Source organism: Shumkonia mesophila, assembly GCF_026163695.1.
Classification (GTDB): domain Bacteria; phylum Pseudomonadota; class Alphaproteobacteria; order Rhodospirillales; family Shumkoniaceae; genus Shumkonia; species Shumkonia mesophila.
Genome location: NZ_JAOTID010000009.1, coordinates 150,935 through 176,931 on the forward strand (window position 1 = coordinate 150,935; position 25,997 = coordinate 176,931).

Here is a 25,997-nt window from a genome sequence, read left to right on the forward strand (position 1 = left end):
GGCTCAAGCCTATGATGCGATCTTCACCGATCGGTCCCAGTAACATGGCGTGCGAACCCTCACGTGAACAGGTCCCATCGAACGACGGCACGGCGAACGGCCACGCCGGGTGGCGTATCGCGGCCACCGTCGCCCTCCTGGCGACGCTGGCCTGGTTCCTCGACACTAAGGCCGTCGCGACCGCGTTGGCGGGCGCCGACGCCCTGCCGATCCTCGCCGCCCTCTTGCTGGTGCAGGCGCAGATCGTCCTCTCCGCCTGGCGCTGGCGGCTGATCGCGGAAAGGCTGGGGCTGCGCCTGCCGTTGGGCCTGGCCGTCGGCGAATACTACGTCGCCTCGCTGCTGAACCTGGTCCTGCCCGGCGGCGTGCCGGGGGATGCGCTGAGGGCCGTGCGATTGGCGAAAGCCGCCGCCGCTCCCGCGTGGCGGCCGGTGGTGCGTTCGATCATCCTGGAACGCGCGGCCGGGCAGATGGCGCTGGCCGGCGTGATGGTGGTGGGATTCGCGGCATGGCCGTTAGTGCTTGAGGGGCGGGTGCCGGACGAAGCGGCCTGGCTCGGCGTCGGCGTGCTGGTGGCGGGCTGCGTGATCGCCCTCATGCTCGCCATCCTCGCCAGGGGCGGCCCCGCCGCGATGCGCTCGGCCGTGGCGGGTTTGGGTGTCGACCTGTTTCGCGCGCTGGCGGCCGATGGCGCGTGGCTGACGCAGGGAATTCTCAACCTGGCCATCGTCGCCAGCTACGTCGCGGCCTTCGCGCTGGCGGCGGCGGCCCTCGGTCACCCTGTGCCGTGGGTGGGATGGTTCACCGTGGTGCCGGTCGTTCTTTTCAGCATGATCGTACCGGTGACGATCGGCGGCTGGGGCGTGCGCGAGGCCATCGCCGCCAGCCTGTGGCCGCTGCTCGGCCTAGACCCCACGATCGGGTTCGCGACCAGCGTACTCTATGGGTTGATCGCCGTGATCGGCAGCCTTCCGGGCGCGGCCTTCCTGGTGTTCAGGCTTCGTGGCGACGCGAGGCCAGCCATATGACGTCGACGGCAAAAGAATAGAGGATCAACAGCAGCGCCATCCCGGCGATGGCGCCGCTGGCCGGAGGCTGGACGACGGGCGCCAACAAGACGGCGAGCGATACCCCTTGCACGACGCAGACGGCCTTTCGCCGGAAGGACGGTGGCAAAGGCCGGGCCAGGATCGGCCACAGCCATCCCGCCACGACGAAACCGTAGCGCAGCGCGCCGATGACCAGCACCCACGGGCCGGCCTTCGCCTGCAGCCATGCCAGCAGCGCCAGCAGGAGGATCAGCAGCGCGTCCACCTCCATGTCGAACCGCGCGCCGAACGGCGATTCCTGGTCGCGGGCGCGGGCAAGCACGCCGTCAAGACCGTCCAGGGCCAGCGCGAATGCGGCGACGGCCAGGAGGGACCAGGCCAGGGGATCGGGCAGCGACCGTTCGCCGAGGTCGAGGGCGATGCCGCCGAAGACGCTGCCGAGAACCAGGCGCGCCAGCGTCACGCCGTTGGGGGCCCCGAAATGATCGAAGGGATGGCCGGCACCCACCGACCTGACGACCAGAAGGGAGGACAGCGCATAGACGCCATAGGCGCCCCCCAGGACGCGGGCGGATGGCAGTTCGAAGCCATGGATCGCCGACACCAGCAGGCCCAGGAAAACCACCCCGGCAGCAATGGCGGCAATGGCTTCGATCATCGGCCGGCCCGTGCGGGAACCGGGACGGCGTGCGGGCTGCCGGGCCACCTTCGACATGGGATCGACCGAGGGCAAGGGATGCTCCATCAGCAACGACTATACACCGAGTTTCGCCATGGTACCCGGGCGGACCGCGAAGCCCGCGCCCTGCCGACGGGGGCTTGAACGATCATTCGGCATAGGTCACCGGCAGCACGGTCGTCCATTTGATCGTTTCCATGGCGAACATCGAGGTGACGTCGTTCAGTTCGATCCCCTCGATCAGGCGCTTGTAGACGCTGTCGTATGCGGCGATATCCGGCACCACCGCGCGCAGCAGATAGTCGATGTCGCCGCTCATGCGATAGAACTCGGTGATTTCCGGAATGTCGGCAACGACCGCCTGAAAGCGGGCCAGCCATTCGGCCGAATGGTGGCTGGTGCGGATGGCGATGAAGACGGTCACGCCGACATTCATCTTTTCGGGGTCGAGCAGCGCCACCCGCGCCTTGATGACGCCGGAACCCTCCAGCTTCTGGATGCGCCGCCAACAGGGGGTCGAGGAAAGCCCGACCTGTTCGGCGATCTGGGAAACCGGCAAGGCCGAATCCACCTGGAGAAGGGACAGAATTTTCCTGTCTATGCTATCCACAGCATTTTCCTCTTATGCGCGGAGATATGTATGCAATATTCTTCTATATCAAAAGCAATTTGTGCAATGGGTTGCAAGCTATTTCCCTGTTGCCGCGGTTGTCGTCCATCCCCGGGTGGGGCTGCCCCGGCTATGGGCGATCCATGAGGCCGAGGTAAGCGCAAGCAGACAAAGGCGTGGAACGCGGCGGCCTAGCCTACCATGTAGTTTTCAACACCGGCTTGTCTCGTGGCGTCATAGGCATGCGCGACACTCTCGACGATCTGCTCAGCCGCATGAGCCTGGCCGACAAGGTCGGCCAGCTCAACCATCCCAATGTCCAGGCCGCCAGCACCACCGGGGCCGGGACGGCGACCGGCGACATCGAGGACCAGATCCGCCGCGGCGACGTCGGCAGCCTTTCGGCGGGCATCGATCCCACCCGCCTGCGCGAATTGCAGCGCATCGCGGTGGAGGAATCGCCCGCGAAAATCCCGCTGCTGTTCACCCTCGACGTCATCCACGGCCACCGCACGATCTTTCCGATTCCCCTCGGCCTGGCTTGCGCCTGGGACATGGAGCTGGTCCGCCGAACCGCCCGCGTCGCCGCCACCGAGGCTGCCGCCTGCGGCGTCGCCATCGCCTGGGCGCCGATGCTCGACGTCAGCCGCGATGCCCGCTGGGGACGATGCGCCGAAAGCCCGGGCGAGGACCCGTTCCTGGGCGCCGCCTTCGCGCGCGCCATGGTCGAAGGCTACCAGCAGGACGATCCCGCGTACCCCGATTCGGTCCTGGCGACCGCCAAGCACTTCGCCGGCTACGGCCTCGCCGAGGCGGGCCGCGACTACAACGCCGTCGAGACCGGCCCCTTCCGGATGCACAACGCCGTGCTGCCCCCGTTCCGGGCCGCCGTCGAGGCCGGCGTCGGCGCCATCATGGTCGGCTTCCATACGCTGGACGGCATTCCCTGCACGGCCCACCGCGAGTTGTTGCGCGACCTGCTGCGGTCCCGGTGGCGTTTCGAGGGGCCGACCATTTCCGACTACACCGCCATCCTGGAACTCGTCCACCACGGCGTCGCCGCCGACCTCAAGGAGGCGGCCTATCTCGCCTTCACGGCCGGCCTCGACGTCGACCTGGTGAGCGCGGCCTATGTCCGCCACCTGCCGGAACTGGTCGCCGAGGGGCGCATCGCCGAGCGCGACGTCGACGCCGCCTGCCGGCGCGTTTTGGCCGCCAAGAAGAGGCTCGGCCTGTTCGATTCGCCCTATCGCGGCCTCGACGAGGCCAGGCGCCGCGCCGTCACCCTGACGCCCGACAACCGCCGCCTGGCCCGCCGGGCGGCCGCCCACGCCTGCGTGCTGCTCAAGAACACCGGCGTCCTGCCGCTCAGGCGCGACGGCGGCACGATCGCGCTGGTCGGACCGTTGGCCGACAGCCGCGCCAACATGCAGGGCACCTGGGCGGTGGCGGCCCGGGCCGAGGACAGCGTCACCGTGCTGGAAGGCCTGCGCGCCGCAGCCGGAAAAGGCGCCCGGATTCTTCACGCCAGGGGCGCCAACATCGTCGACGATCCCGACCTGGCGGCCCGCCTCAACGTGTTCGGCGAAACCTTCGCCATCGACCCGCGGCCGCCCGAGGCGATGATCGCCGAGGCGGTCGAGATTGCCCGCCAGGCTGACGTCATCGTCGCCTGCGTCGGCGAGGGCAAGGAGCATAGCGGCGAGTCCTCGACGCGCAGCGAGCTCGGCCTGCCCGGCAACCAGCCGCGGCTGCTGGAGGCCCTGCACGAAACGGGCAAGCCGCTGGTGCTGGTGACGATGAGCGGACGGCCGCTGGCCCTCGAATGGGAGGACCGGCACGCGGGCGCCATCCTGCACGCCTGGTTCGGCGGCAGCGAGGCCGGCCACGGCATCGCCGACGTGCTGTTCGGCAAGGTCAATCCGTCGGGCAAGCTGCCCATGAGCTTCCCGCGCGGCGTCGGCCAGTGTCCCATCACCTATGCCGAGGCGCCGACCGGCCGGCCGGCCGGCCGCATCGGCATCGACGTCAAGGGCGATGCCGAACTCGACGCCCACGGCCGGCACGTGTTTCGCAAGTTCACCACCGCGTGCCGCCTCGAGGGGCCGTCGACGCCGCTCTATCCCTTCGGCCATGGCCTCGGCTACAGCGCGTTCGTTTATGGCGGGGTCGAACTCGACAGGGACCTCCTTTGCGGCAAGGGCGACGTCCTCACCGCTTCGGTCACGGTTCGCAATGCCGGTTCCCTTGCCGGCGAGGAAATCGTCCAGCTCTATATCGGCGACCCGGTGGCCAGCCGCTCGCGTCCCATCCGCGAGCTCAAGGGCTTTCAGAAAATCCCGCTTCAGCCGGGCGAGGAGAGGCGCGTCAGCTTTCGCATCGCCGCGACGGACCTGACGTTTGACCGCTCGACCCGCCTGGGCGAACCCGAGCCGGTCATCGAGCCGGGACAGTTCGTCGTCGAAATCGGCCCCAATGCGCGCGACCTTGCCGCGGCGTCCTTCGAATGGCGGGCCGGTGCATGACCGACGAGGAGTTGCTCGATCTGGTCCAGCGACGGACGCTCGGCTACTTCTGGGACTTTGCGCACCCCAAAAGCGGCATGGCGCGCGAGCGCAGCAACCCGGTCCCCGCCTACGGCTACGACTATCGGACGACAGTCACCAGCGGCGGCACCGGCTTCGGCATCATGGCCATGCTGGCCGGGGCGACGCGCGGCTTCCTGCCGCGCGGAGCGGTGATCGAGCGCATCCGCGGCATCGTCGCCTTCCTGGAGCGCGCCCCCGCCTACCACGGCGTCTTCCCGCACTTTCTCGACGGCGCGACGGGCGCGACCATCCCGTTCTCGCCCAAGGACGACGGCGGCGACCTGGTCGAAACCGCCTTTCTGATGGAGGGGCTTCTGTGCGCCCGCCAGTTCTTCGACGGGCGCGCGCCCGCCGAAACCGGCCTGCGCGAGGCCATCGACCGGCTGTGGCACGCCGTCGACTGGAAATGGCACACCCGCGGCAACGGCGAGGTGCTGTACTGGCATTGGAGCCCCAACCACGGCTGGGCGATGAACCACGCCATCCGAGGCTGGGACGAGGCGCTGATCGCCTATGTGCTGGCGGCGGCCTCGCCCACCCATCCCGTGGCGTCCGAAGTCTATCACCGCGGCTGGGCCGGCGGCGCGACCTTCCGCAACGGCCATGCCTACCACGACCTGACCCTGCCGCTCGGCCCCCCCGGCGGCGGCCCGCTCTTCTACTCGCACTATTCCTTCCTCGGCCTCGACCCGCGCGGGCTTACCGACCGCTATGCCGACTACTGGCAGCAGAACGTCGCCCACACGCTGATCAACCGGGCCCATTGCATCGCCAACCCGCACGGCCATGCCGGCTATGGGCCGCCATGCTGGGGCCTGACGTCGTGCGACGGCGACGAGGGATACCGCGCCTTCAACCCCGAGAACGACCGCGGCGTCATCGCCCCCACCGCGGCGCTTTCCGCCATGCCCTACACGCCCGAGCACTCGATGGCGGCGCTTCGCCACTTCCACGAGGATCTGGGCGATCGGATCTGGGGGGAATTCGGCTTTCGCGATTCCTTCAACCGCTCGCGCGGCTGGGTCGCTCCCGGCCACCTGGCGATCGACCAGGGGCCGATCGTAGTGATGATCGAGAACCATCGCTCGGGCCTGCTGTGGGACCTCTTCATGGGTTGCCCGGAGGTGGCCGTGGGCCTCAAACGCCTCGACTTCGAAAGCCCGCGCCTGGCAGCCGCCTAATGACGCTCCGCCCTACGGCCCAAGGCCGAGGGCCTGGGCCCGCAGGCGGGCGGCGTTAACGAAGGCGGCGTAGCTCCAGGTCAGATGGCGGGCCGATGTCGGCCGGCCGGTCAGCCGGTCGACCTGTTCGGACAAGGAACCGTCGGCCGGCGTCAGGGCGCGCACCGTCGCCATGAAGGCATCGCCGCGTTGGATGTGGGAGTCGCGCAGATCGCCGCCGCTTCCGGCCAGGCGGTAGCTGAGGGCGGCGGCGGCCAGCGTGGTGGGATACCAGGCGCCGCCCCCGAAATAGCGATCGCCGCGCGAGCGCCCAAGCGCCGGGGCGCGCCCGGCCGGCAGGGCGTGGTTGATCGGCATTTCTCGGGAAAACATCGCCTCCAGCGCCGCCTGGGTCGCCCGCACGCGGGGATCGAAAACGCTGTGCGGGCCGTCCGGCAGGTCGGCGTCCAGCACGGCCAGCGGCACCGCCGCATCGATCAGGTCGTCGCCCGACGGCGCCGTCGCCTCGCGGATCGCCTTGTAAACCCCGTGCGCCGCCAACCAGTGGGAATCCAACCCGGCGCGCAGGCGCTCTTCCGCCTTTTCGTACCCGCCCTTGTCGGTCGCCGCCCAGACCCGCCCATGCACAAGGGCGCCCAGTTGCACCAGCGACACATAGTAATGGTGGCCCACCTCGCCTGCTTCCTCCCACGGCCCGATGCACGGCGCGTCGGCATGGCGGAGCGTGAAGTCGAGGTCCTGGCGCAGCAGACGCCGCACCGGCTCCGACGGATCGCCACCGGCCGCGAGATAGGCGAGGCAGGAGAGGGTCCGCAGCGCCGGCCCGTCGTACTGCGGACGCGACCAGCGCAGGAAGTCGAGTGTGCCGTCCGCATTGAAACGGGGCTCGCCCGGCAGGCCGTCGCCGGAAAGCGATTCGATTTCGGCATCGGGACGGAGATGCCGGCGGTAGTCTTCGCGGGTCGATTCGCGATGGCGGCTTTCGCGCAGGAACGCGGCGCCGTCGAGATCGGCGAGACCCAGGCTGAAAGCGACGTAATCCTCGAAATGCCGGCGCCATCGGCGGCGTTCGCCCCCGTCCGGCGCGTCGGCCATCAGGTCGGCGACGGTGCGCATGACGATGGCCGAATCGCGGATCCAGTGGAAGAAGTAGTCGGGCTCGGGATCCCAGTCGGCGACCTCCGGCGAGGCCAGAACGGACCCCGCCGCCGGCGTCACCGCCTGCCCGAAGGCGTCGCGCCGTCGGGTGAGGTGCGTCGCCGAGATGGCCCGCTCCATGGCATCGGCGCTGAGGCGGGCCTGGCCGGCGATCCACTCGGCGAGGTCCGGGGCCGGCGTGCCGCCATAGGATGGAAGTTGCATCCTCATCTTCGATTCAAGCGAATATTGTTTTCGATATCGATATGACTGTCAAACATCTAAGAAACCAACGGATATTCTGGGATATTTTGTCCATCGCGTGGATTTCAAGAAAATAAGCACATCGTTGGGATCAGGATCGTCTTGTGTAGTCTGGCACAAAGATGCGTGAAATGGCTTACCTTAATCAATTTATCAACGATTCATTAAGATTCTGTATTATAGTCTTTCCCGACTGTCGACCGGCATGTGAAAGACCCGACCTTCAACGGGGCGCCGCCGGCGAAAAGATGTGGTAGGTGAGACCAGCCAGAGTGCCGCCTTGGCGGAAGGGAAGCCGCCGGGTCGCAACGGAAGCGGGGAACGGTGACGCGAGGACAAGCTTTTCTGAGGCGCCGGGTGGCGCGCGACCACCCTTGTGGCGACGACGATTTCGTCGTCATCCCCTCCGAGGAGGCGCCCTGCTCCCCCGGCCGGCCATCCGGTCCACAGGAACACGAATGTCGGCGCGAGTCCGCCCCCGCCGCGGCAGGGACCGCCGCCCCCCCCGAGACCTCCGATTTCACGCCGCCCGCCGCCACCTATGAAGGCCGTAGCGCCGCCGCCGAGGGCTTCGCCCTGCTGAAGACGCTGTGGCGTTCCCGGCATCGCCGGCGGATCGGCCTGCTGGCCGCCGGCATCGCGATCGTGCTGGGCGGCAACATGTACGGCCAGATCAAACTCAACCAATGGCAGGGCGCCTTCTTCGACGCCCTCGAACAGCTCCAGTTGGCGGCCTTTGGCCACCAGTTGCTGGTGTTCCTGGTGATCGTCGGCGGCCTGCTGGCGCTGGTGGTCGGCCAAACCTGGATGCTGGAGATGCTCAAGGTCCGCCTGCGCGAGTGGCTGACCCACCATCTGCTCGACGTCTGGCTGGCCCCCGGCCGCGCCTATCGCCTGGGCCTGGCCGGCCAGATCGGCGTCAATCCCGACCAGCGCCTGGAAGAGGACACCCGCAAGCTCACCGAGCTGACGGCGACGTTGGGCGTCGGCCTGCTGCAGGCGGTGCTGCTGCTGGCCACCTTCATCGGCATCCTTTGGTCGCTGTCGACCGGCGTGGTGTTCAAGTATAACGGCGCCAGCTTCTCGATTCCGGGCTACATGGTGTGGTGTGCGATTCTCTACGCGCTGATCGGCTCGGCGTTGACCTGGCGGGTCGGGCTGCCGCTGATCCGCCTCAATACCGAGCGCTATGCGCGCGAGGCCGAGCTTCGCTTCGCCCTGGTCAGGGTCAGTGAGAGCGCCGAGAGCATCGCCCTTTTCGGCGGCGAAGCCGACGAGCGCCGCCAGCTCGAAGGCAACGTCGAGCGCGTCGTCATCTCGATGCGCCGGCTTTCCGGGGCGCTTTCGCAACTGACCTGGATCACGTCCGGTTATGGCTGGCTCGCCATCGTGGTGCCGATCCTGGTCGCCTCGCCCGGTTATTTCAGCGGCGGACTGACCATCGGCGGCATGATGATGGTGGTCGGCGCCTTCAACCAGGTCCAAGCCTCGCTGCGCTGGTTCGTCGACCGCTTCCCGTGCATCGCCGACTGGCGGGCGACGCTGCACCGCATCAGCGCCTTCAAGGCCGCCGTCGACCGCCTGGACGAAATCGACGAGACCACCGAAAGCATCGAGATCGCCCGGCACCCCGACAACACGCTTTCCTTCGAGGGCGTCAGCGTTTTGCTGGCCGACGGCCGCGTGGTGATCGCCGAGGCGACGGCCGAGATCGGGCCGGGCGAGCGTGTGCTGATCCTGGGCGAATCCGGGGCCGGCAAGAGCACGCTGTTCCGCGCCGTGGCCGGCCTGTGGAAATGGGGCGGCGGGGTCATCCGCATCCCCGATCCTGCCACCATGATGTTCATGCCCCAGCGGCCCTACCTGCCGTTAGGCACGCTGGCCGCCGCGCTGACCTATCCGCATGCGCCCGACGCCTTTGCCGCCGCCGACGTCGAGGCGGCCCTGAAACGGGTGGGGCTCGCCGAGTTCCTGCCCCGGCTGCATCGCGAGGAGCGACTGGACAAGACGCTTTCGTTGGGCCAGCAGCAGTTGGTCGGCTTCGCGCGCCTGCTCTTGCACCGGCCGGCCTGGGTGTTCCTCGACGAGGCGACCTCGGCGCTCGACGAAGTGAGCCAGCGCCGGGTGATGTCGATCTTCGACGAGGAGCTGGCCGGCACCAGCGTGATCAGCATCGGCCACCGGCCGGGGCTCGAGACCTTCCACACCCGCGCGCTGCACCTGATCCGCCGCCCCGACGGCGCGACGCTCCACCACACGATACCGCCCCCGGACGATGCACACCCTTGGCCGTGTCTTCTCCAGACCGCTTGAGGGACAAAGAGCGGCCGCCCGCGTGCAGGCGATGGAAAAAACCGCGTGAGCCCGGGACGTGCCGCGACGGACAACCGCGGCGGCACGCCCCTTTTTCGAGCCCCGATCAGCCGAAGATGTCGGCCGTGATGCCGGCGTACCAGCCGACGTTCTCTTCCTGGTTCTGCTTGCGAAGATCCGCGCTTTCCCCGGCCTTCGAAACGAAGGTCTCGACCGCCGCGATCTTGCCGTCCTTGGCCTCGTAGCGGCCGCCGACCTTCACCGTGTCGTCGGTATCGATCAGGCTCCAGCAGGTGTTGGTGTAGCGGGCCGGGAACGTCCGCGAGCCGATCAGTTCGCCCAGCACCATCATGGCGGCGACCTTGGCCTGGCTGTTGGCGGCGAATCCCGACTTCGGCATGGCCCCGGCAATCGAGGCGTCGCCCAGAACGTAGATGTTGGGATCGATGGCCGACTGCATGCTTTCCGCCTTGATCGGGCAGAAACCGGATGGATCGGCGAGTCCGGCATCGCGGGCGATCCGGCCGGCCATCTGCGCCGGGATGACGTTGACCAGCGCGCAGTTGCGGAAGGTCTCGAAACCCGTCACCACTGTCATCGTCTTCGGGTCGACCGACTTGACGCCTTCGTGGATGGTCGGGTCGAGCCATTCGACCATGCCCGGATAGTGGCGCTCCCATCCTTCCTGGAAGAGCCCCTGCTTGGAGAACTGCTTCTTGGGGTCGAGCACGACGATCCTGCAGTTCTTCCGACCGCTGGCCTTAAGCACGTGCGCCATCATCGAAACCCGCTCGTACGGCCCGGGCGGACAGCGATAGGGATTCGGCGGCGCGATCATCACGATGACCCCGCCCGCCGGTACACCGGCAAGCTGCTTCTTGAGGATCTGGGTTTGCGGCCCGGCCTTCCAGGCGTGCGGCATCCTCTCTTCGTGTTCCCTGCCCCATCCGGGAACGCTGTCGTATTTGAGGTCGATGCCGGGCGCCACGATCAGGCGGTCGTAGGCAAGGGTAGAGCCATCGGCCAGGCGCACGCTCTTGCGATCGCGCTCGATCGCCAGCGCCAGCTGGTGTTGCAGCCGCACGCCATACGCGCCGAGCTTGTCGTACCGGTGGGTGATGGCGTCGAACGTCTTGAAGCCGCCGAGAAAAAGGTTCGAATGGAAGCACGTCGTGAACTGGGTCGACGGCTCGACCAGCACGACATCCAGGGCGCCTTGGGAATCGCGGGCGATATATTTCGCTGCGGTCGCCCCGCCGGGACCGCCCCCGATGATGACGACCCGCTGTTTCGCCTGCCCGAGAACCGCCGGCGCAACGGACAACGCGCCGATGGCCGCCGACGTTCCAATCAGGAACCGGCGTCTGTTCATCTGCTTTGGCATGTGTGTCTCCCCGTTTGCTCGTGTGATTGCCTCTCCCCTACTGCGATGCCGTCTCCTCCAGGCTGCCGAAATAGGCCGCCAACGCCCGGATCTCGTCGTCGCTCAACCGTCCGGCAATGGTCTGCATGACGACGTTGTCGCGTTCCTTGTTGCGGTAGGCGCGGATGACCACGACGAACTGCTCGCTCGGCCAGCCGACGATCGGGGGAATGGCGCCGGCCGCCTGGCCGGAAAGCTGATGGCAGGCCACGCATTCGCTGGAGAGATACTGGCCAAGCGCGAGATCCCCGCCCGACGCCGCACCGGCGGCGAGCAGTCCGGCGGCACCGGCGCACACGGCAATGCCGCGCACGCGAAGCCACCCGAGACCGTCATTCGATCTGCCCACCGTCGCCTTCATCGTCCGGGGTCACGTCCAGAATTCGGGCGCGGCTGACAATCCGCGCATCGGCTTTGCAATCGGTCATGCACGGGTCGCGCTTCGCGGCATGCGGTTCGGCGGCGCGGTCGTCGTCGATGAAATGGATCTGGTTGGGAAGCCGGATGCTCGCGAAATTCGCCTTCGACAGTTCGAAGTCGGTGTCGGTCACGACGTCGTTGAGATAGAGCAGATAGGCGGTCAGGGCATAGACGTCGTCGTTGCCCAACGAATGCGCGTCACCGAACGGCATCGCCCGCCGGACATAGTCGTAAACCGTCGACAGATACGGCCAGTACGAACCGATCGTCTTTTCCGGCCGCTCCGCCGTCAGGGTGCCGAAGCCGCCCGCGAGGACCGGCCAGCGGTCCCGGCCTTCGCCGAAATCGCCGTGGCATGACGCGCAGCGTTCGGCGAAAAGGACCTCTCCTTCCGCTACCGTTCCCTTGCCCTCGGGCAGCCCCTCGCCATCGGGGCGGATATCGATGTCCCAGGCGGCGATTTCGTCCGCACTCGCCGGGCGACCGAGGTGGAAGACGCCATGCCTGGAAAGGACCGTCTGCGGCGGTGAGCCCGCCGCCTGCGGCGCGGCCGCGACCTGCCGCGGTTGGACAGAGGATGGAGGAGCGGCTTGGCTCGCGGCCTCCTTGCCGGGGCCGGCCGACTTCAGATAGGCGATGACGTCGGTGAGGTCGCTTTCCTTTTTGAGGCCGGCGAACGTCATCTTGGTTCCCTTGATGACTTTGCGCGGACTGGCCAGAAAGGCAGCAAGCCTTTCCTCCGACCACACCACCCCCTGGCTGCCCGCCTGGCTCATGGCCGGGGAATACTTGAAGCCCTCGATCGAGCCGGCCGTCCGGCCAACCACGTCGTTCAAATGAGGGCCGGTCTTGGTCTTGGCGCCGTCGCCGATTGCGTGGCAGGCGACGCACACCTTGAACACCTTTTCTCCCTTCGCGGGGTCCCCGTCGGCGCGGGCCTGCGGCGCGGCCAGAAGGACGCCGGCCATCAGCGCGGCCGCGGCAAAATCAAGAAATCTCGACATTCTCTACCGTTCCGTTGGGCGCGACATGCCAGGTCTGGACGCCGTTGTTGTGGTAAATCGAATTCTCCCCCCGCGCCGCCCGCAGCTCGTCCTTGGTCGGTTGCACGAAGCCGGCCTCGTCGATGGCGCGCGACTGCAAAAGCAGGTCCCTGCCGTCCCAGTCCACGTCGAGATAGAAGCGGTGCAGGGCCTTCGGCAGGCTGGGCCCGTCGATGCGCGCGGTGCGCCAGTTGCGCCCGCCGTCGAGCGTGACGTCGACCCGCTTGATGCCGCCGGTGCCGGACCAGGCGAGCCCCGAAATCACGAGGCGGCCCCGGCCATGATTGACCGGCGCCTGCGGGCTGGGGCTGGTGATCACCGATTTGACGTCCATCACCCAGGTGAAGCGCCGGGCCTGGCCGTTGGCGAGGAGATCGGTGTACTTCGAGGTTTCCTCGCGCTGGTGCCAGGGCTGATCGCCGACCTCGATGCGGCGCAGCCACTTGATCCACATGTTGCCTTCCCAGCCGGGAACGACCAGCCGCAGCGGATAGCCCTGCTCCGGGCGCAGGGCCTCGCCGTTCATCTTGAAGGCGACGAGACAATCGTCGAGCGCCTTCTCCAATGGGATGGAGCGGGTCATCGCCGCGGCGTCGGCGCCCTCGACGAGAATCCATTTGGCGTTGGTCTTGAGGCCCGCTTCCTCAAGCACGTGGCGAAGCGGAACCCCGGTGTACATCACGCAGTGGACCATGCCGTGCGTGTACTGGCATCCGTTCAGCTGCGGGCCCCGCCACTCCATGCCGGAATTGGCGGCGCATTCAAGGAAGTAGAGCCGGTTCTCGCGCGGGAACCGCTTGAGGTCGGCCATGGTGAAGACCAGCGGCGTGTCGACCAGGCCGTGAACCATCAGGCGGTGCTGATCGGGTGCGATTTCGGCGATGCCGCCGTGGTGGCGCTCGAAGCACAGCCCGTTCGGTGTGACGATGCCATCGAGCTCGTGCAGCGGCGTGAAATTCACCGACGATTTGCTGTCGGCCGTCAGCCACGCCACATCGCGGCGCACCACGTCCTTCTCGTACGGCGACGGCGCCCCGTAGGGCCGCGCGTCGACGCCATCGCCCAGATAGCGGTTCCAGTCCTGAACCTCGGTGATGAGGGGCTCGCCCGCCCTCGCTCCCGCCATGCCGGCAAGGCCCGCCAGGGCGACGCCGGCCCCGGTCGCCAGGCCGCCCGTCAGAAGCTGGCGCCGGGACGGGCCGGTTCCGGTGGGCTCCCTCCCGCCCGTCGGTTTCCTGATCTGTGAATCGGACATCGGCTGCGTACCTGGTTCTGCCTTGAATGTGCGTTTGTCGGCCGGCATCGGGCGCCTATTCGGCCAGCTTGACCGAGCGGGCCTCGGGGGCGCGCACGACCGGGTTCTTTTTCAGATGCGCCTCGACGACGTCCCAGATCGCCGGCCCCTCGGTCCCTTCGTTGACCGAGGCCCAGCCGGCGACGACATAGGACTTCGCGGGATCGACCGGCTCGCCGTTTCTGAGCAGCACCATCTGCGAGATCCGCGAGCCCATGGCGGCGCCGACGTCGATGGTGTAGCCCATGCCCCCGACCCGGACCATGTCGCCGCCCTGCTGGTAGTAGGGGTCGGCGTTGAACAGGTTATCCGCCACGTCTTCCAGGATGTCCTTGATGAGCGCGCCGGTCATCGTCGTCCGGTAGGCCGCCGGATAGGTCATGGCGCAGGCGTTGTGCAGGTCCTCGACCGTGATCGCCTGGCCGGGCAGCAGCGAGGTGCCCCACCGGAAGCCCGGCGACAGGGCGATTTCGGCATCGCGTTCGGCAATCAACGCCTCACAGATCAGATCGTCGAAGGTGCCGTTGAAATTGCCGCGCCGGTAGAGCAGCGATTCCGTGCGCCCCAGTTCCCGCTTCAACTCGGTCTCGAAGGGGGCCCGCACCCGATCGACAAGCGCCGCCATTTCCGGATCGGCGGCGATGACGTCGGAGAACACCGGGATCAGGCGGTAGCGGAAACCGCGAACGGTCCCGCCGGCAACGTCGAGGTCGAGGCGGGAGACGAACTTTCCGTTCGAGCCCGAGGCGATCAGCAGGGTCTTCCCCACCTTGACCGGCTCGGGCAGCGCATCGTGGGTATGGGCCGTCAGGATGACATCGATGCCGGAAACGCGGCCGGCCAGCTTGCGATCAACGTCGAAGCCGTTGTGGGACAACAGAACGACGAGATCGGCCCCCTCGGCGCGCGCCGCCTTGACGTTCCTGACGACATCCTCCTCGCGAATCCCGAAGCTCCAGTTCGGCATCATCCACCGCGGATTGGCGACGGGGGTATAAGGGAACGCCTGGCCGATCACCGCGACCTTGACGCCGCCGCGATCGAAGATGCGGTAGGCCTCGAACACCGGCTCGTTCCATTCGGCGTCGTAGATGTTGCCGGCCAGGAACGGGTACGGCAGGCCCTCCACCATCTCCTTGACGCGCTCGGAGCCATAGGTGAATTCCCAGTGTCCGGTCATGGCGTCGGGGCCGAGCGCGTTCATGGCCTCGATCATGTCGGCGCCCTTGGTAGCGTTGGCGGTATAGCTTCCCTGCCAGGTATCGCCGCCGTCGAGCAGCAGCACCCGCTCGCCGCGTTCGCCGCGAATGCGCCTGACGATGGTGGCGATGCGATCCAGGCCGCCCATCTTGCCGTAGGTCTCGGCCAGGGCGACGAAGTCGGCGGAAGTCAGGGCATAGGCGTTCGCGCTACCGGTGTCGATGTTGTAGCGCTTGAGGAAATCGGCACCGGTCAGGTGGGGCGGCAGGGCGGCGACCGGTCCGATCCCGATGTTGACCGAGGGCTCGCGGAAGTAGAGCGGCTTCAACTGGCCGTGCAGGTCTGTGACGTGAACCAGGGTGACGTTGCCGAACCCCTGAAAATCGAGCAGATCGGCCTCGCTCAGCGCTTGGCGCGCCGCCGCCTGGCTCCAACGTCCGACCATCCCCGATCCCGCGATCGCTCCCAGCGCCAGGGACGCCGTCAGGAAGTCACGCCTCGATACCATCTTGTCTCCTTGCACTGATGCCCAAGCCCCACGGGAAGCGCAAACACCGCCCGGGAAGCGACAGCGGTCGACTTCCCCCGGCGGCTGTTACCCGGCCGCCGGGGGAAAGCTATTGACGGACGGCCGGCGTCTCGACCGAAAGGCCGGTGCCGCGCCAGGTCGTGTAGACCTCAAGCGCCATCAGTTCGTCTGAAAGGGCGGCGGGCTGCTCGGCGCGGGTATCGCGGATGCAGCCGCGGAACCGACTGTGAAGAGACACCATGTCGGCGTTCTTCAAGCGGTAGGTGGGGAAGCCATTCACGTTCCCCTGGCTCAGGTGGTCGGCCCGGATGTACTTTCCGTTGTTCTGCTCGTGACAGGACGCGCAGGACAGGTTCAATTGACCGGTCCGCGTGTAGTACATGTCCTTGCCACGGTTCCACCAGCTCTGCATCTGGCCCTTGGTCAGGTCGACGGCGACCGGCACGCCAAGGGACTGATGCCTCATAAAGGTCGTCAGCGCCTTCTGTTCCTTGGCGTCGAACTTGTAGGGTTCGGCCCCCATCCCCTCGGCCCGGCATTTGTTGATGCGGACCTCGATGTTCATCGGGCGCTCGGCATCGGCGTCCCATTTGGGATAGGCGGCAGCTACCCCTTTCATACTTTCCGCCGCATCGTTGTGGCAGGATGCGCAGGACTTGCCGGCGGTCCCCTCGACGGTGTTCCAGATCTGCTCACCGCGCTCGACGTACAGCATGCCGGGGTTCTGGAACGAATCGGCTTCCAGGGCCCGGGTTTCTTCGGTCCGGAACAGCCAGCCCGACAACACCTCGTCGAACGGATGACCTTCCGGCGCCTTGGCCTGGGTCACCATCTTGGCGCCATCGATGACCAATTCGTCATTGACCGGCTCGGCCAACGCCGACACCGCGGCGATCGCGGATGCCGCAGTGGCGATCCCCACTTTCAGCAGAGTCTCCCTCAACATCATCGGCTCCCTGTCTAGAGCAACGGTCTAAACGACCGGACTACTTGACCTCGATGGCCTCTTCGTGGGCGTAAATCGAGCCGTCGTCGTCCACCCAGGCGAACTTGAAGGTTCCGCTTTGCGGTACCTTGGCGTTGAATTCGAAATAGGGATTGGCCGAGATCGCCGGGTCGATGTCGCAGGAAAAAACCGGCATGCCATTGAACTCGCAGCTGAACTTGTTGATGATCTTGCGTGGGATCGGGTTGCCCTGCTTGTCCTTGCGCTGCCCCGATTCCATCTCGTGGCTGATCAGGGTCTTGATGGTGATGACCTCGCCGGCGGACGCCGTCTTGGGCACTTTTACGCGGGGTTTGGAGGTTGCCATTGTCGATTTTCCTATCTGCCGATCAGCCGCCGCAGCCGCCGATCGTGACCTTTACCTGCTTCTCGTCCATGTAGACGGAGCCGTCGCTCATCTTGGCGACGGCGATGACGTTCTGCGTCTTGGCCAGGCGCATGCGTGTGGTGGCCGCGGCGGAGCCGCTCATCGGCGTGAAATTGAAGGTGGCGACCCCGGGATTGGGGTTGCCGTCGGCCAGCAGCATGACGGAGCGGACATAGGAGCCCTCGGTCATAGGACTGTCGACCGCAACCGACACCGGCACGGTATTGCCGTTCTCGGCGATCTCGGGCGCGGTAAGGGTGATTTTACCCGATTGCGGGGTCTTGCCGCCGGCGAACTCGGCAATGGCCTTTTGAGTCTTGTCGGAATTGGCGTGGGCGCTTCCGACGCGCAGGCCGGTCAGCGCAAAAGCCGCCGCCCCGGCCGATAAAACGAGCGCCTGTCGTCGTGTCAGGATCATTTGAAACTCCTTACTAGTTGGCCGGCTGCTTGAGTGTCGACAGGTAGGCGACGATGCTTTCGACCTGATCGGCGGTGAGGATGGTCTTGCCGACGAAGGTCTTGGCGACGTTCTTTCCCACCTCGAGCGAATAGAAGCCGGGCATCACGGTATCTGGCCCGAAGACGGCCTTGGAATTCACCAGGATGGCGCGCAGTTGGGCGGGCTCGTAGCGCGACCCGACGCCGTCCAGCGGCGGCCCGACCTCGCCATGGAAAAGCTGTTCGCTCATGTCCTGATTGGCGTGACACGCCAGGCAGTTGCCGAGCTTTTTATCCGCGAAAGCTTTTCGACCGGCCGCCGGATCACCGGGCGATCCCGTCAGCGACTTCGCGACCGCGGCCTCCACGATCTCAACCTTATCCGGCGGAACACTGTCCGCCTTCGCCGGAGCGATCACGGCGCACAGCATCATGGCTGCGAAAAAGGATCTTGCCGGTGCAAGCATGCGTCCCCCTATCTTCAAACGTGTCGCCTCTTGCGGGCGTATCGCCCATCATTTTTCGGTTAGGTAGGACGAAGATGTCATCGATTCAATGCATAAATTGCATTATTTGAATGTTTCCGGCTCGCATGTTGAAATTTCAGTCCGAATTGGCCTGGCCGGCGGTCTGGCGCTCGCGGATCCGCCGGGCGTGGTAGCGCTGGAAATCCTCGGCCCCCTCGTAGCCCTTCTCGCGAACCCACACGAACATGTCGAGGAACGTCCCCTTCTGGAACGCGCCCGGCATGGCGGCCACCACGGCCTGGCTGGCGGTCAGGCCGTCGGGGGCCGCCTCCGGCATGAACAGGATGGTCGGCGTGAAGACGATGCCCCACTTGCGGGCGGCCGTCTTTTCGGTGAGCGACGCGCCGTCGAGATCGGTCACTTCCTCGTCGCCGTAGAGGTTGTACTGCACGACGTGGTAGTTGGCCCTGATGTAGTCGCGAACCTGGGCGTCGCTCAGCACCTCCTCGTGGACCTTCTTGCAGTAGATGCACCCGCGCTGCTCGAAGATCATGGCCAGCCGCTTGCCGTCCCTGGCGGCGTTGGCGATGTCTTCCCGAACGTCGCGGAAGGTGATCGAGAACCAGTCTTCCTTGTGCAGGCCGTCCTCGCCCAAAGTGGCGGCGCCGGCCGGCAGGCCGGTCAGCAGGATCAGCAGCGCGGGAACCAGATGCTTCAGCATGGCAATCGCCCTCATCCAAGGTTCGAGAAAGCGGGAAACGTCTCCAGCAGCCAGTAGGCGATGGCGGTCATCTGGCCGGTCATGAAGAGCACGCCGGTCACCGCCAGGATGGCGCCCATCGCCATTTCGACTTTGTGCATGTGTTCGCGAAACCGCACCGACCAGCCGATGAACCGGCCGGCGAAGGCCGCGGCGACGAGGAACGGCACGCCGATCCCCAACGCGTAAGCGGCCAGAAGGACGGCGCCGCGGGCGGCCGTATCGTGGGTTCCGGCGACAAACAGGATCGCCGCCAGCACCGGGCCGACGCAAGGCGTCCAGCCGAAAGCGAAGGCCAGCCCCATGACATAGGCGCCCAGCATCCCCGCCGGCCGCCCGGCCACCTGGAGGCGGGCCTCCCGATAGAGCAGCCCGATCCGGAGGACGCCCAGGAAGTGCAGGCCCATCAGCAGGATGATCACACCCGCCACCACCGCCAGCGTGTCGAAATAGCGGGCAATGGATTGGCCGATCAGGCTGGCCGTCGCCCCCAGCGCCACGAACACCGTGGTGAACCCGAGGACGAAACAGGCGGCCGACAGAAGAACCCGGCGCGAGGCGCCCGACGCCCGGCTGTCGGCCTTAAGCTCGTCGAAGCTGATGCCGGCGAGATAGGCAAGGTACGGCGGCACGATGGGAAGCACGCAAGGCGACACGAAGGACAACACCCCCGCAAGCAGCGCACCGCTCAGACTGGCATCCAGCATTTCCATCGGCCTTCCTGCGAAAAACCCGCCCATCGGCGGGATCGTATCGGTTATTCGTTATTAGACGCATTGGAATATATGCGGTAAACACTATATGTTTTCAATGAAGATGGGGATTGACGCCTCGATGACGCAGATCCGCAGAGGCGGCGGCGCGCTGGCCGCCCTGGCGTTGGCCTGTCTCGGCGGGACGTCGCCGGGCCAGGCCGCCGAGCTTGTGATGCTGGAGCGGCCGGGGTGCCCGTGGTGCGAGCGATGGGATCGCGAGATCGGTCCCGCCTATGGGAAGACGGAAGCGGGTCGCACGGCGCCGTTGCGGCGCGTCGACATCACCCAGCCGTGGCCCAGGGACCTGGAACAGATCCGGATCGAGCGTTTCACGCCGACGTTCATCGTCATCGAGGACGGCAGGGAGATCGGCCGTCTGCGGGGTTACCCCGGAGATGCGTTCTTCTGGCCGTTGATCGAGGAGATTCTGGCCCAGCTGCCGACAGGAGCGCCCGCGGACGGGCGCAATCCCGGCCATGGCTATTAGGCTCAAGGAAGGCCAGGAACCGATCGATCTCGACACGCTCGTCGAGCACGCGCGCAAGACCAGCGAGTTGCTGAAAGCGCTGTCGCACGAAAGCCGCCTGCTCATCCTGTGCCTGCTGAGCGATGGCGAAAAATCGGTTTCGGAACTGGAAGAGCTGATGTCGATGCCGCAGGCCGCCGTCTCGCAGCAGCTGGCGCGGCTGCGGTTCGACCGCCTGGTCCGAACCCGGCGCGAGGGGCGGACGATCTATTACTCGATCGCCGACGACGATGTCGTCTCGCTGATCGAGATGCTTCAGGAATTTTTCTGCAAGCCGTTGCGCAAGAACAACGGCGGCGGTTGACGGGCGCGAGGCACCGCCCCGTCGGGTGACAGGGACGATGGGCATGTCGGGAACAAGGAGAAAGGCTCATGGCTGATGCGGCTTGGTTTCTGCCGGTCGCAGGCGTGGCCGCCGGAATCGTCATCGGCGCCGTCGCGCGCAACGTCCATTTCTGCACGCTGTCGGCCCTCGAGCGGCACTGGTACGCCAACGACAGCAGCGGGCTTAGAACCTGGGTCCTGTTCGCGGCGGTGGCGATCGCCCTGACCCAGGCGATGAGCCTTGCCGGCGCGATCGACGTCGGGCCCTCCTTCTATCTCACGCCCGAGTTCAGTTGGGCTGGCGCCATTCTCGGCGGAATCGCCTTCGGCTTCGGCATGGCGCTGGTCGGCACCTGCGGGTTCGGCGCGCTGGTCCGCCTGGGCGGGGGCAGCCTGCGCTCGCTGGTCGCGCTGATCATCCTGGGGTTGGCGGCGCTGGCCACCCAGCGCGGCCTGCTGGCGCTCGCCCGCACGCGGATCGCCGACGAAACGGCCATCGACCTCGGCTTCGCCGGAAACCAGTCCCTCGGCGGCCTGATTTCCGCGCTCGCCGGCTTCGATGCCCGGGCCGTGACCGCGCTTGCCGTCGTCGCCGTCCTACTGGCGTGGGTCTTCAGCGACCGGCGCTACCGCACAAATTATCGCAGCATCGGGGCGGCCGTGACGATGGGCGGCGTTATCGCCGGCGGATGGCTGGCGACCTCGTGGGCGTCCGGCCATTCGCTCTATCCCGTGCAGTTGGAGGCCGGGTCCTTCGTCGTGCCGGTCGGTGACGTGCTGTTTCACCTGGCCACCTTCACCGGCGCGTTGCCGGATTACGGCGTCGGCCTGGTGATCGGCGTTCCCCTCGGCGCCGCGGCGGTCGCCTTCCGGCGCCACGACGTCCGCTGGGAGGCCTGCGACGACGCCCGCGAACTCGGGCGCCACATCGGCGGCGCCGCCCTGATGGGGATCGGCGGCGTGTTGGCCATGGGTTGCACCGTCGGCCAGGGGGTTACGGCGGCCTCCGTGCTCGCGATATCGGCACCGCTGGTCATGATCTCGATCGGGGTGGGGGCCCGCCTGGGTCTCGCCTATCTCGTCGAGGGATCGGCGTGGGCGGCATTCCGCTTGCCCGCCCAAGAGCCCGCCAAACAGGGTTAATCAAGGATCTGCCGCGTCAAAAGGAGGGGTGAAATGCGCAACGGGAGAATGGGTGTGGCGGCGGTCGGCTTTTTCGCCGTCCTGGGCACGGCCGCATGGGCCGAGGACGGGCCGTTGGTATCGGTGAACCTGATGAAACCCGAGATGGCCGTCAAACTGGCGCAAGCGGCATTGGACGGATGCCGGGCCGAAGGAGCCCAGGTCACGGTTGCCGTGGTGGACCGCTTCGGCGTCCTGCAGGCCCTGATCCGCGACCGCTTCGCCGGGCCGCATACGCCGGATGCCGCCCGCCGGAAGGCCTATACCGCCGCCAGCTTCCGCAGCGACACCCTGACCCTTTCCGAAGCGGCGAGAGCGGGAGGCGAGGCGTACGGCGCGAACTTCATCGCGGAAGCCTTGATGCTGGGCGGCGGCGTGCCGGTCGAGGCCGGCGGGGCGATGCTGGGAGCCGTCGGTGTTTCCGGGGCGCCGTCGGGGGCGATGGACGATCGCTGTGCCCGCATGGGAATCGACGCCATCGCGATGGACCTGGAACTTTAGCGCCCCGGCGCGACGCAAAAAGCCCCCCGGTCCTAGGGCTCGGGTTCGATGCGCGCCGCAGTACGCGCCCGGAAATCGGGATTCCCCCGAAGCAGAAGGCATCGTCCCCGTCGTGCCACGATCGGGGCCAGCCGCCCCTTCAACGCGCAATCGCCGGCGGCGGCCCATTGAGCGACTTCCCAACCATTACGAGACACCGCCAAAGACCATCGGAACGCGCCCATCCCGCTGTGGTGGCCGCCGTTTGCCGATTGCCACTTGGAATTGCGTCGGCCTTGGCTTTTCATGGCGACAGCCGACATGATGGTGGGCGGAATCCTGGCGTCCCGCTTTTGCCGCAGGCTCAAGGGAACAGGCGAAATGGAGTTCAAGGCCCTCGAAACGTTCATATGGATCTCGCGGTTGGGCAGCTTCCGGGCGGCGGCGGACCGCCTGAACACCACCCAGCCGTCGGTGTCGTCGCGCGTCGCCGCCCTTGAGCGCGAACTCGGCACCCGGCTTTTCGACCGCAGTGGCCGCCGGGCCACGCTCACGCGGAAAGGCCGCGATCTTCTGAAATACGCCGAACGGCTGATCGCGCTTCGCACCGAAACGCTGACGGCGGTGGCCAATCTGTCGTCCATTCAGGGGACCATCGCGTTGGGCGTCGTCGAAACCATCGCCCATACATGGCTGCCCCGGCTGATCGAGCGCGTCGCCCAAACCTATCCGGCCATCTCGCTCGAGCTCAACGTCGACATCTCGGTCAACCTGAGGGAACGGCTGGTGGCGCGCGAGCTCGACGCCGCCTTTCTCATGGGCCCGATCAGCCGGCCCGAGATCGTCAACCTGCCGCTGTCCAGCTATCCCCTGGTCTGGCTGGCCAGCCCGCGGCGCGGACTGGCCGGCAAGACCCTGACGCTGGAAGACCTGGGCCGGGTGCCGATCATCACGTTTCCCCGCCATTCGCGCCCCTATATGGACCTCGAGGCGCTTTTCCACGGCACCAACGTCCGCCCCCGCATCCACAACAGTTCGTCCTTGGCCACCATCGTTCGCATGGCGGCCGACGGAATCGGCGTGTGCGCTCTGCCCATCGACATCGTCCGGCTGGAATTGCAGCGCGGCGAGCTGTGCCTTCTGGAATCGGCGGTCCGGCTGCCCGACCTTTACTTCACGGCGTCGTTTCCCGGCGAATCCGATTCCTTCCTGGCCCATGCCATCTGCGACCTGGCGGTCACGGTGGCCAAGGAGTTCGACGCCGCACGCCAACTCATAGAAAAAAATTATCAAATTCCATCAAATCATGCGTTTTGACGGAATGCGGTCGACGTGCTCAATCTGTAGGCACGCAACAAACCATGAGTAAAAAATGGCCCCCGCGTCCCGCCCCTTCCGCTCGTTCGCGCCCGGCGAGGTCCGCCGGCTGATTCGCGCCAAGCAGATCGATGCTCCGACCGCCGGCATGGCCGACGGCTATGTCCAGGCCAACCTGGTCATCCTGCCGCAGGTGGACGCCGAGCTGTTCCTGGCCTATTGCGCGGCGAACCCCAAGCCGTGCCCGCTGCTGGGCGTCGGCGAGCCGGGCAAGGTCTCCCTCGACGTGCTGGCCAAGAATCTGGATATCCGCACCGACGTTCCGGGCTATCGCATCTTTCGCGACGGCGTCGCCACCGAGCGGGTGAACGACATCACGCCCTACTGGCGGGACGATCTGGTGATCTTCGCGCTCGGCTGCTCGTTTTCCTTCGAACATGCCCTTGTGGATGCCGGCCTGCCGGTTCGCCACATCGAGCTTGGCCGCAACGTGCCGATGTTCCGCACGTCGATCCCAACCATTCCGTGCGGCCTCTTCCGGGGCCCGCTGGTCGTGAGCATGCGCCCCTACAGGCCGGCCGAAGCCATCGCCGCCATCCTCATGTCCGAACGCTACCCGCTGGCCCACGGGGCGCCGGTTCACATGGGCTTTCCCGAGGCGATCGGGATTGTCGATCTCGGCAAGCCTGATTTCGGCGACCCTGTGCCGGTGGAAGCCGACGAAATTCCCGTGTTCTGGGCGTGCGGCGTGACGCCGCAGGCGGCGCTGGAGCAGGCCGCGCTGCCCTTCGCCATTACCCATGATCCCGGCCATATGCTGATAACCGACATCGCCAACGAGCGCATCGTCGGCGTCCAACGGTTAGGAGTGTGAGCGAGCGAAAACCCGTCGAAACCCTGGATTAGGAGCTTTTGATATGCGTGGGATGAAGTTTCTGACGGCCGCGGCCGTCGCCGTTTTGGTCGGCTCGGGCGCCGCCGGAGCCGCCGATCTCGACAGCACGAAGCTGACCTACGTGGGAAGCTGGAGCGGCCTGGTGCTGTTCAAGCAGTTCGAGAAGCCGTTCTGGGGCGAAACCCTGCCCAAGGATTCGGGCGGCAAGATCACCGTCGACGTCTCGACGTTCGACCAGATGGGCCTCAAGGGCGCCGAGGTGTTCCGTCTGCTCGACAAGGCCGTGTTCGATATCGGGGCGACGGTCGCCGACTATACGGTGCAGGACTCGCCGGAACTGGAAGGCCTCGACATCCCGATGATCGCGTCCGAGCCCAAGCAGGCCCACGCTGCGGCCATGGCCTACAAGCCGGTGGTCGACGACATCATGGCCCAGCGTTTCCAGGCCAAGGTGCTGGCCATCGTGCCCTATCCGGCCCAGGTGCTGTTCTGCAACAAGCCAATCAAGGGCCTGGCCGACATCAAGGGCCTGAAGGTTCGCGCCAGCGGCCGTTCGACCGCCGAATTCCTGACGGCGGCGGGGGCCGAGGGCATTACCATGGCGTTCAGCGAGGTTCCCGGTGCCCTGCAGCGCGGCGTCATCGACTGCGCCGTCACCGGAACGCTTTCCGGCTACAGCGCGGGATGGGGCGAGGTTTCCAAGGTTCTCTATCCGCTGCCGATCGGCGGATGGGACCACGTGGTGACGGCCATCTCGCTCAAGAAGTGGAACGCGCTTGGCAAGGACACCCAGAAGTTCCTGCTGGCCGAAGTGGCGGAAAAGCTTGAGAATCCGGTGTGGAAGGCGGCCGAGGAAGACTCCGTGCAGGGCATCGCCTGCCTGAGCGGCAAAGGCCAGGTGGCCTGCAAGCACGGCAAGCCGGGCACCATGACCGTGGTCGAGCCGACGGCCGAGGAAATGGCCCGGGCCCGCAAGCTGCTTCTCGAAAAGTCCCTTCCCGCGTGGGCGGCCCGCGTCGACGATGTCTGGGTCAAGCGGTGGAACGAGACGATCGGCAAGACGGTCGATCTGATCGCCAAGAAATGACCCCTCACCTCTGCGCGCGGCCGGAGGACATTCCCGGCCGCGCGCCCTTCCCTCCCTTCCCCTAACGGAACCGCATCATGGCCGCAGCGCTCGACATCCTCGTTGACCGGGTCGACCGGATCTCCCGGTGGCTGGCCTATCTCGGCGGCGTCATGCTGCTGGTCACCGTCGCCCTGGTCATCCTGGAAATCGTGCTCAGGCGCGTTTTCGCGATATCGCTCGCCCTGGGTTTCGAGATGTCGGGCTACGCGCTCGCCATTTCGTCCTCGTGGGCGTTCGCCTATGCGTTGTTCTGCCGGGCGCACATCCGCATCGACGCCGCCTATGTGCGGCTCGGCCAACGGATGCGCATCGGCCTCGACATCCTGGCGCTCACCCTGTTCGTCGCCTTCGCCATGGTCGTCTGCGAGGCGGCCGGCGGCGTGCTGTTCGAATCCGTCAGCCGGCATTCCCTGTCGAATACGCCGCTGCAGACGCCGCTCTGGATTCCCCAGGGCCTGTGGCTGGCCGGCCTCGTGTGGTTCGCCTTCGCCACCGCCCTGCTGCTGGTGCGGGTTCTTTTTGCCGCGGCATCCGGCGATGCCGAAACGGTGCAGCGGTTGGCCGGAAGCCAGACGCTGGACGAGCAGATCCAAGAAGAAGCGCCGGTCTAGGGAGCCCGCC

At 66.6% G+C, this 25,997-nt stretch carries 26 protein-coding genes; 12 read left to right on the plus strand and 14 right to left on the minus strand.

The features are described from left to right. Positions 1-44 precede the first annotated feature (44 nt). A complete protein-coding gene (locus tag ODR01_RS15700; protein WP_316978632.1) occupies positions 45-1,028 on the plus strand; it encodes a lysylphosphatidylglycerol synthase transmembrane domain-containing protein in 984 nt (327 codons plus the stop codon). On the opposite strand, the gene ODR01_RS15705 is transcribed toward ODR01_RS15700, so the two are convergent. Both ODR01_RS15705 and ODR01_RS15710 read right to left on the minus strand, forming a co-directional pair. Next, entirely contained in the window at positions 994-1,707 is a 714-nt protein-coding gene (locus tag ODR01_RS15705; protein ID WP_316978633.1) for a CDP-alcohol phosphatidyltransferase family protein, read from the minus strand. The two genes, ODR01_RS15700 and ODR01_RS15705, sit on opposite strands and share 35 nt — an antisense overlap. 169 nt (positions 1,708-1,876) lie before the next feature. After that, the gene (locus ODR01_RS15710) at positions 1,877-2,338 is read right to left on the minus strand and encodes an Lrp/AsnC family transcriptional regulator (RefSeq protein ID WP_316978634.1); all 462 of its coding nucleotides are present in this window, start codon (positions 2,336-2,338) and stop codon (positions 1,877-1,879) included. A 242-nt stretch (positions 2,339-2,580) separates the two neighbouring features. On the opposite strand from ODR01_RS15710, the gene bglX reads away from it, so the two are divergent. Further along, positions 2,581-4,863: a beta-glucosidase BglX gene (gene bglX / locus ODR01_RS15715; protein ID WP_316978635.1), complete on the plus strand. Its 2,283-nt coding sequence runs from the start codon at positions 2,581-2,583 to the stop codon at positions 4,861-4,863. Then, on the plus strand, positions 4,860-6,107 hold the full coding sequence (locus ODR01_RS15720; protein ID WP_316978636.1) for a glucoamylase family protein: 1,248 nt from the start codon (positions 4,860-4,862) through the stop codon (positions 6,105-6,107). Before bglX ends, ODR01_RS15720 begins: the two co-directional genes overlap by 4 nt. 12 nt (positions 6,108-6,119) lie before the next feature. On the opposite strand, the gene ODR01_RS15725 is transcribed toward ODR01_RS15720, so the two are convergent. Continuing rightward, positions 6,120-7,469, minus strand: coding sequence for a glycoside hydrolase family 15 protein (locus ODR01_RS15725; RefSeq protein WP_316978637.1), 1,350 nt, complete (start codon positions 7,467-7,469; stop codon positions 6,120-6,122). Between the two features lie 363 nt (positions 7,470-7,832). Between ODR01_RS15725 and ODR01_RS15730 the strand changes: the two genes are divergently transcribed. After that, positions 7,833-9,821, plus strand: coding sequence for an ABC transporter ATP-binding protein/permease (locus ODR01_RS15730; RefSeq protein WP_316978638.1), 1,989 nt, complete (start codon positions 7,833-7,835; stop codon positions 9,819-9,821). 106 nt (positions 9,822-9,927) lie between these two features. On the opposite strand, the gene ODR01_RS15735 is transcribed toward ODR01_RS15730, so the two are convergent. From ODR01_RS15735 to ODR01_RS15785, 11 genes are all read right to left on the minus strand, one after another. Then, the gene (locus tag ODR01_RS15735; RefSeq protein ID WP_316978639.1) at positions 9,928-11,205 is read right to left on the minus strand and encodes an NAD(P)/FAD-dependent oxidoreductase; all 1,278 of its coding nucleotides are present in this window, start codon (positions 11,203-11,205) and stop codon (positions 9,928-9,930) included. A gap of 37 nt (positions 11,206-11,242) precedes the next feature. Continuing rightward, positions 11,243-11,593 carry a c-type cytochrome gene (locus tag ODR01_RS15740; RefSeq protein WP_316978640.1) on the minus strand — a complete coding sequence of 117 codons (351 nt, stop codon included), beginning with the start codon at positions 11,591-11,593 and terminating at the stop codon, positions 11,243-11,245. Next, positions 11,577-12,668 carry a c-type cytochrome gene (locus ODR01_RS15745; RefSeq protein WP_316978641.1) on the minus strand — a complete coding sequence of 364 codons (1,092 nt, stop codon included), beginning with the start codon at positions 12,666-12,668 and terminating at the stop codon, positions 11,577-11,579. The genes ODR01_RS15740 and ODR01_RS15745 overlap by 17 nt, the downstream gene beginning before the upstream one ends. Continuing rightward, positions 12,652-13,962 (minus strand): sulfite dehydrogenase, encoded by a 1,311-nt coding sequence (soxC, locus tag ODR01_RS15750; RefSeq protein WP_316978642.1) that lies wholly within the window; start codon positions 13,960-13,962, stop codon positions 12,652-12,654. Before soxC ends, ODR01_RS15745 begins: the two co-directional genes overlap by 17 nt. A gap of 55 nt (positions 13,963-14,017) precedes the next feature. After that, positions 14,018-15,709 carry a thiosulfohydrolase SoxB gene (gene soxB, locus ODR01_RS15755; RefSeq protein WP_316978643.1) on the minus strand — a complete coding sequence of 564 codons (1,692 nt, stop codon included), beginning with the start codon at positions 15,707-15,709 and terminating at the stop codon, positions 14,018-14,020. 109 nt (positions 15,710-15,818) lie between these two features. Beyond that, the gene (soxA, locus tag ODR01_RS15760) at positions 15,819-16,679 is read right to left on the minus strand and encodes a sulfur oxidation c-type cytochrome SoxA (RefSeq protein ID WP_316978644.1); all 861 of its coding nucleotides are present in this window, start codon (positions 16,677-16,679) and stop codon (positions 15,819-15,821) included. Between the two features lie 37 nt (positions 16,680-16,716). Continuing rightward, positions 16,717-17,043, minus strand: a complete 327-nt coding sequence (gene soxZ, locus ODR01_RS15765; protein ID WP_316978645.1) for a thiosulfate oxidation carrier complex protein SoxZ — start codon at positions 17,041-17,043, stop codon at positions 16,717-16,719. Positions 17,044-17,065: 22 nt separating this feature from the next. Then, positions 17,066-17,521: a thiosulfate oxidation carrier protein SoxY gene (gene soxY, locus ODR01_RS15770; RefSeq protein ID WP_316978646.1), complete on the minus strand. Its 456-nt coding sequence runs from the start codon at positions 17,519-17,521 to the stop codon at positions 17,066-17,068. A 13-nt stretch (positions 17,522-17,534) separates the two neighbouring features. Next, positions 17,535-17,909, minus strand: a complete 375-nt coding sequence (gene soxX / locus ODR01_RS15775; protein WP_316978647.1) for a sulfur oxidation c-type cytochrome SoxX — start codon at positions 17,907-17,909, stop codon at positions 17,535-17,537. Between the two features lie 235 nt (positions 17,910-18,144). Next, positions 18,145-18,729: a thioredoxin family protein gene (locus ODR01_RS15780; protein WP_316978648.1), complete on the minus strand. Its 585-nt coding sequence runs from the start codon at positions 18,727-18,729 to the stop codon at positions 18,145-18,147. Positions 18,730-18,740: 11 nt separating this feature from the next. Then, the gene (locus ODR01_RS15785; RefSeq protein ID WP_316978649.1) at positions 18,741-19,481 is read right to left on the minus strand and encodes a cytochrome c biogenesis CcdA family protein; all 741 of its coding nucleotides are present in this window, start codon (positions 19,479-19,481) and stop codon (positions 18,741-18,743) included. 121 nt (positions 19,482-19,602) lie between these two features. On the opposite strand from ODR01_RS15785, the gene ODR01_RS15790 reads away from it, so the two are divergent. From ODR01_RS15790 to ODR01_RS15825, 8 genes are all read left to right on the plus strand, one after another. Next, positions 19,603-20,010, plus strand: a complete 408-nt coding sequence (locus tag ODR01_RS15790; RefSeq protein WP_316978650.1) for a thioredoxin domain-containing protein — start codon at positions 19,603-19,605, stop codon at positions 20,008-20,010. Further along, complete coding sequence (locus tag ODR01_RS15795) at positions 20,000-20,353, plus strand: ArsR/SmtB family transcription factor (RefSeq protein WP_316978651.1); 354 nt, start codon at positions 20,000-20,002, stop codon at positions 20,351-20,353. Before ODR01_RS15790 ends, ODR01_RS15795 begins: the two co-directional genes overlap by 11 nt. Before the next feature lie 68 nt (positions 20,354-20,421). Continuing rightward, entirely contained in the window at positions 20,422-21,516 is a 1,095-nt protein-coding gene (locus tag ODR01_RS15800; protein ID WP_316978652.1) for a YeeE/YedE family protein, read from the plus strand. Positions 21,517-21,549: 33 nt separating this feature from the next. Further along, a complete protein-coding gene (locus ODR01_RS15805) occupies positions 21,550-22,056 on the plus strand; it encodes a GlcG/HbpS family heme-binding protein (RefSeq protein ID WP_316978653.1) in 507 nt (168 codons plus the stop codon). Between the two features lie 360 nt (positions 22,057-22,416). Beyond that, complete coding sequence (locus ODR01_RS15810) at positions 22,417-23,352, plus strand: LysR family transcriptional regulator (RefSeq protein ID WP_316978654.1); 936 nt, start codon at positions 22,417-22,419, stop codon at positions 23,350-23,352. 55 nt (positions 23,353-23,407) lie between these two features. Beyond that, complete coding sequence (locus tag ODR01_RS15815; protein ID WP_316978655.1) at positions 23,408-24,226, plus strand: putative hydro-lyase; 819 nt, start codon at positions 23,408-23,410, stop codon at positions 24,224-24,226. Between the two features lie 43 nt (positions 24,227-24,269). Then, a complete protein-coding gene (locus ODR01_RS15820) occupies positions 24,270-25,334 on the plus strand; it encodes a TRAP transporter substrate-binding protein (protein ID WP_316978656.1) in 1,065 nt (354 codons plus the stop codon). A 77-nt stretch (positions 25,335-25,411) separates the two neighbouring features. Next, a complete protein-coding gene (locus ODR01_RS15825) occupies positions 25,412-25,987 on the plus strand; it encodes a TRAP transporter small permease subunit (RefSeq protein ID WP_316978657.1) in 576 nt (191 codons plus the stop codon). Positions 25,988-25,997: the final 10 nt, after the last annotated feature.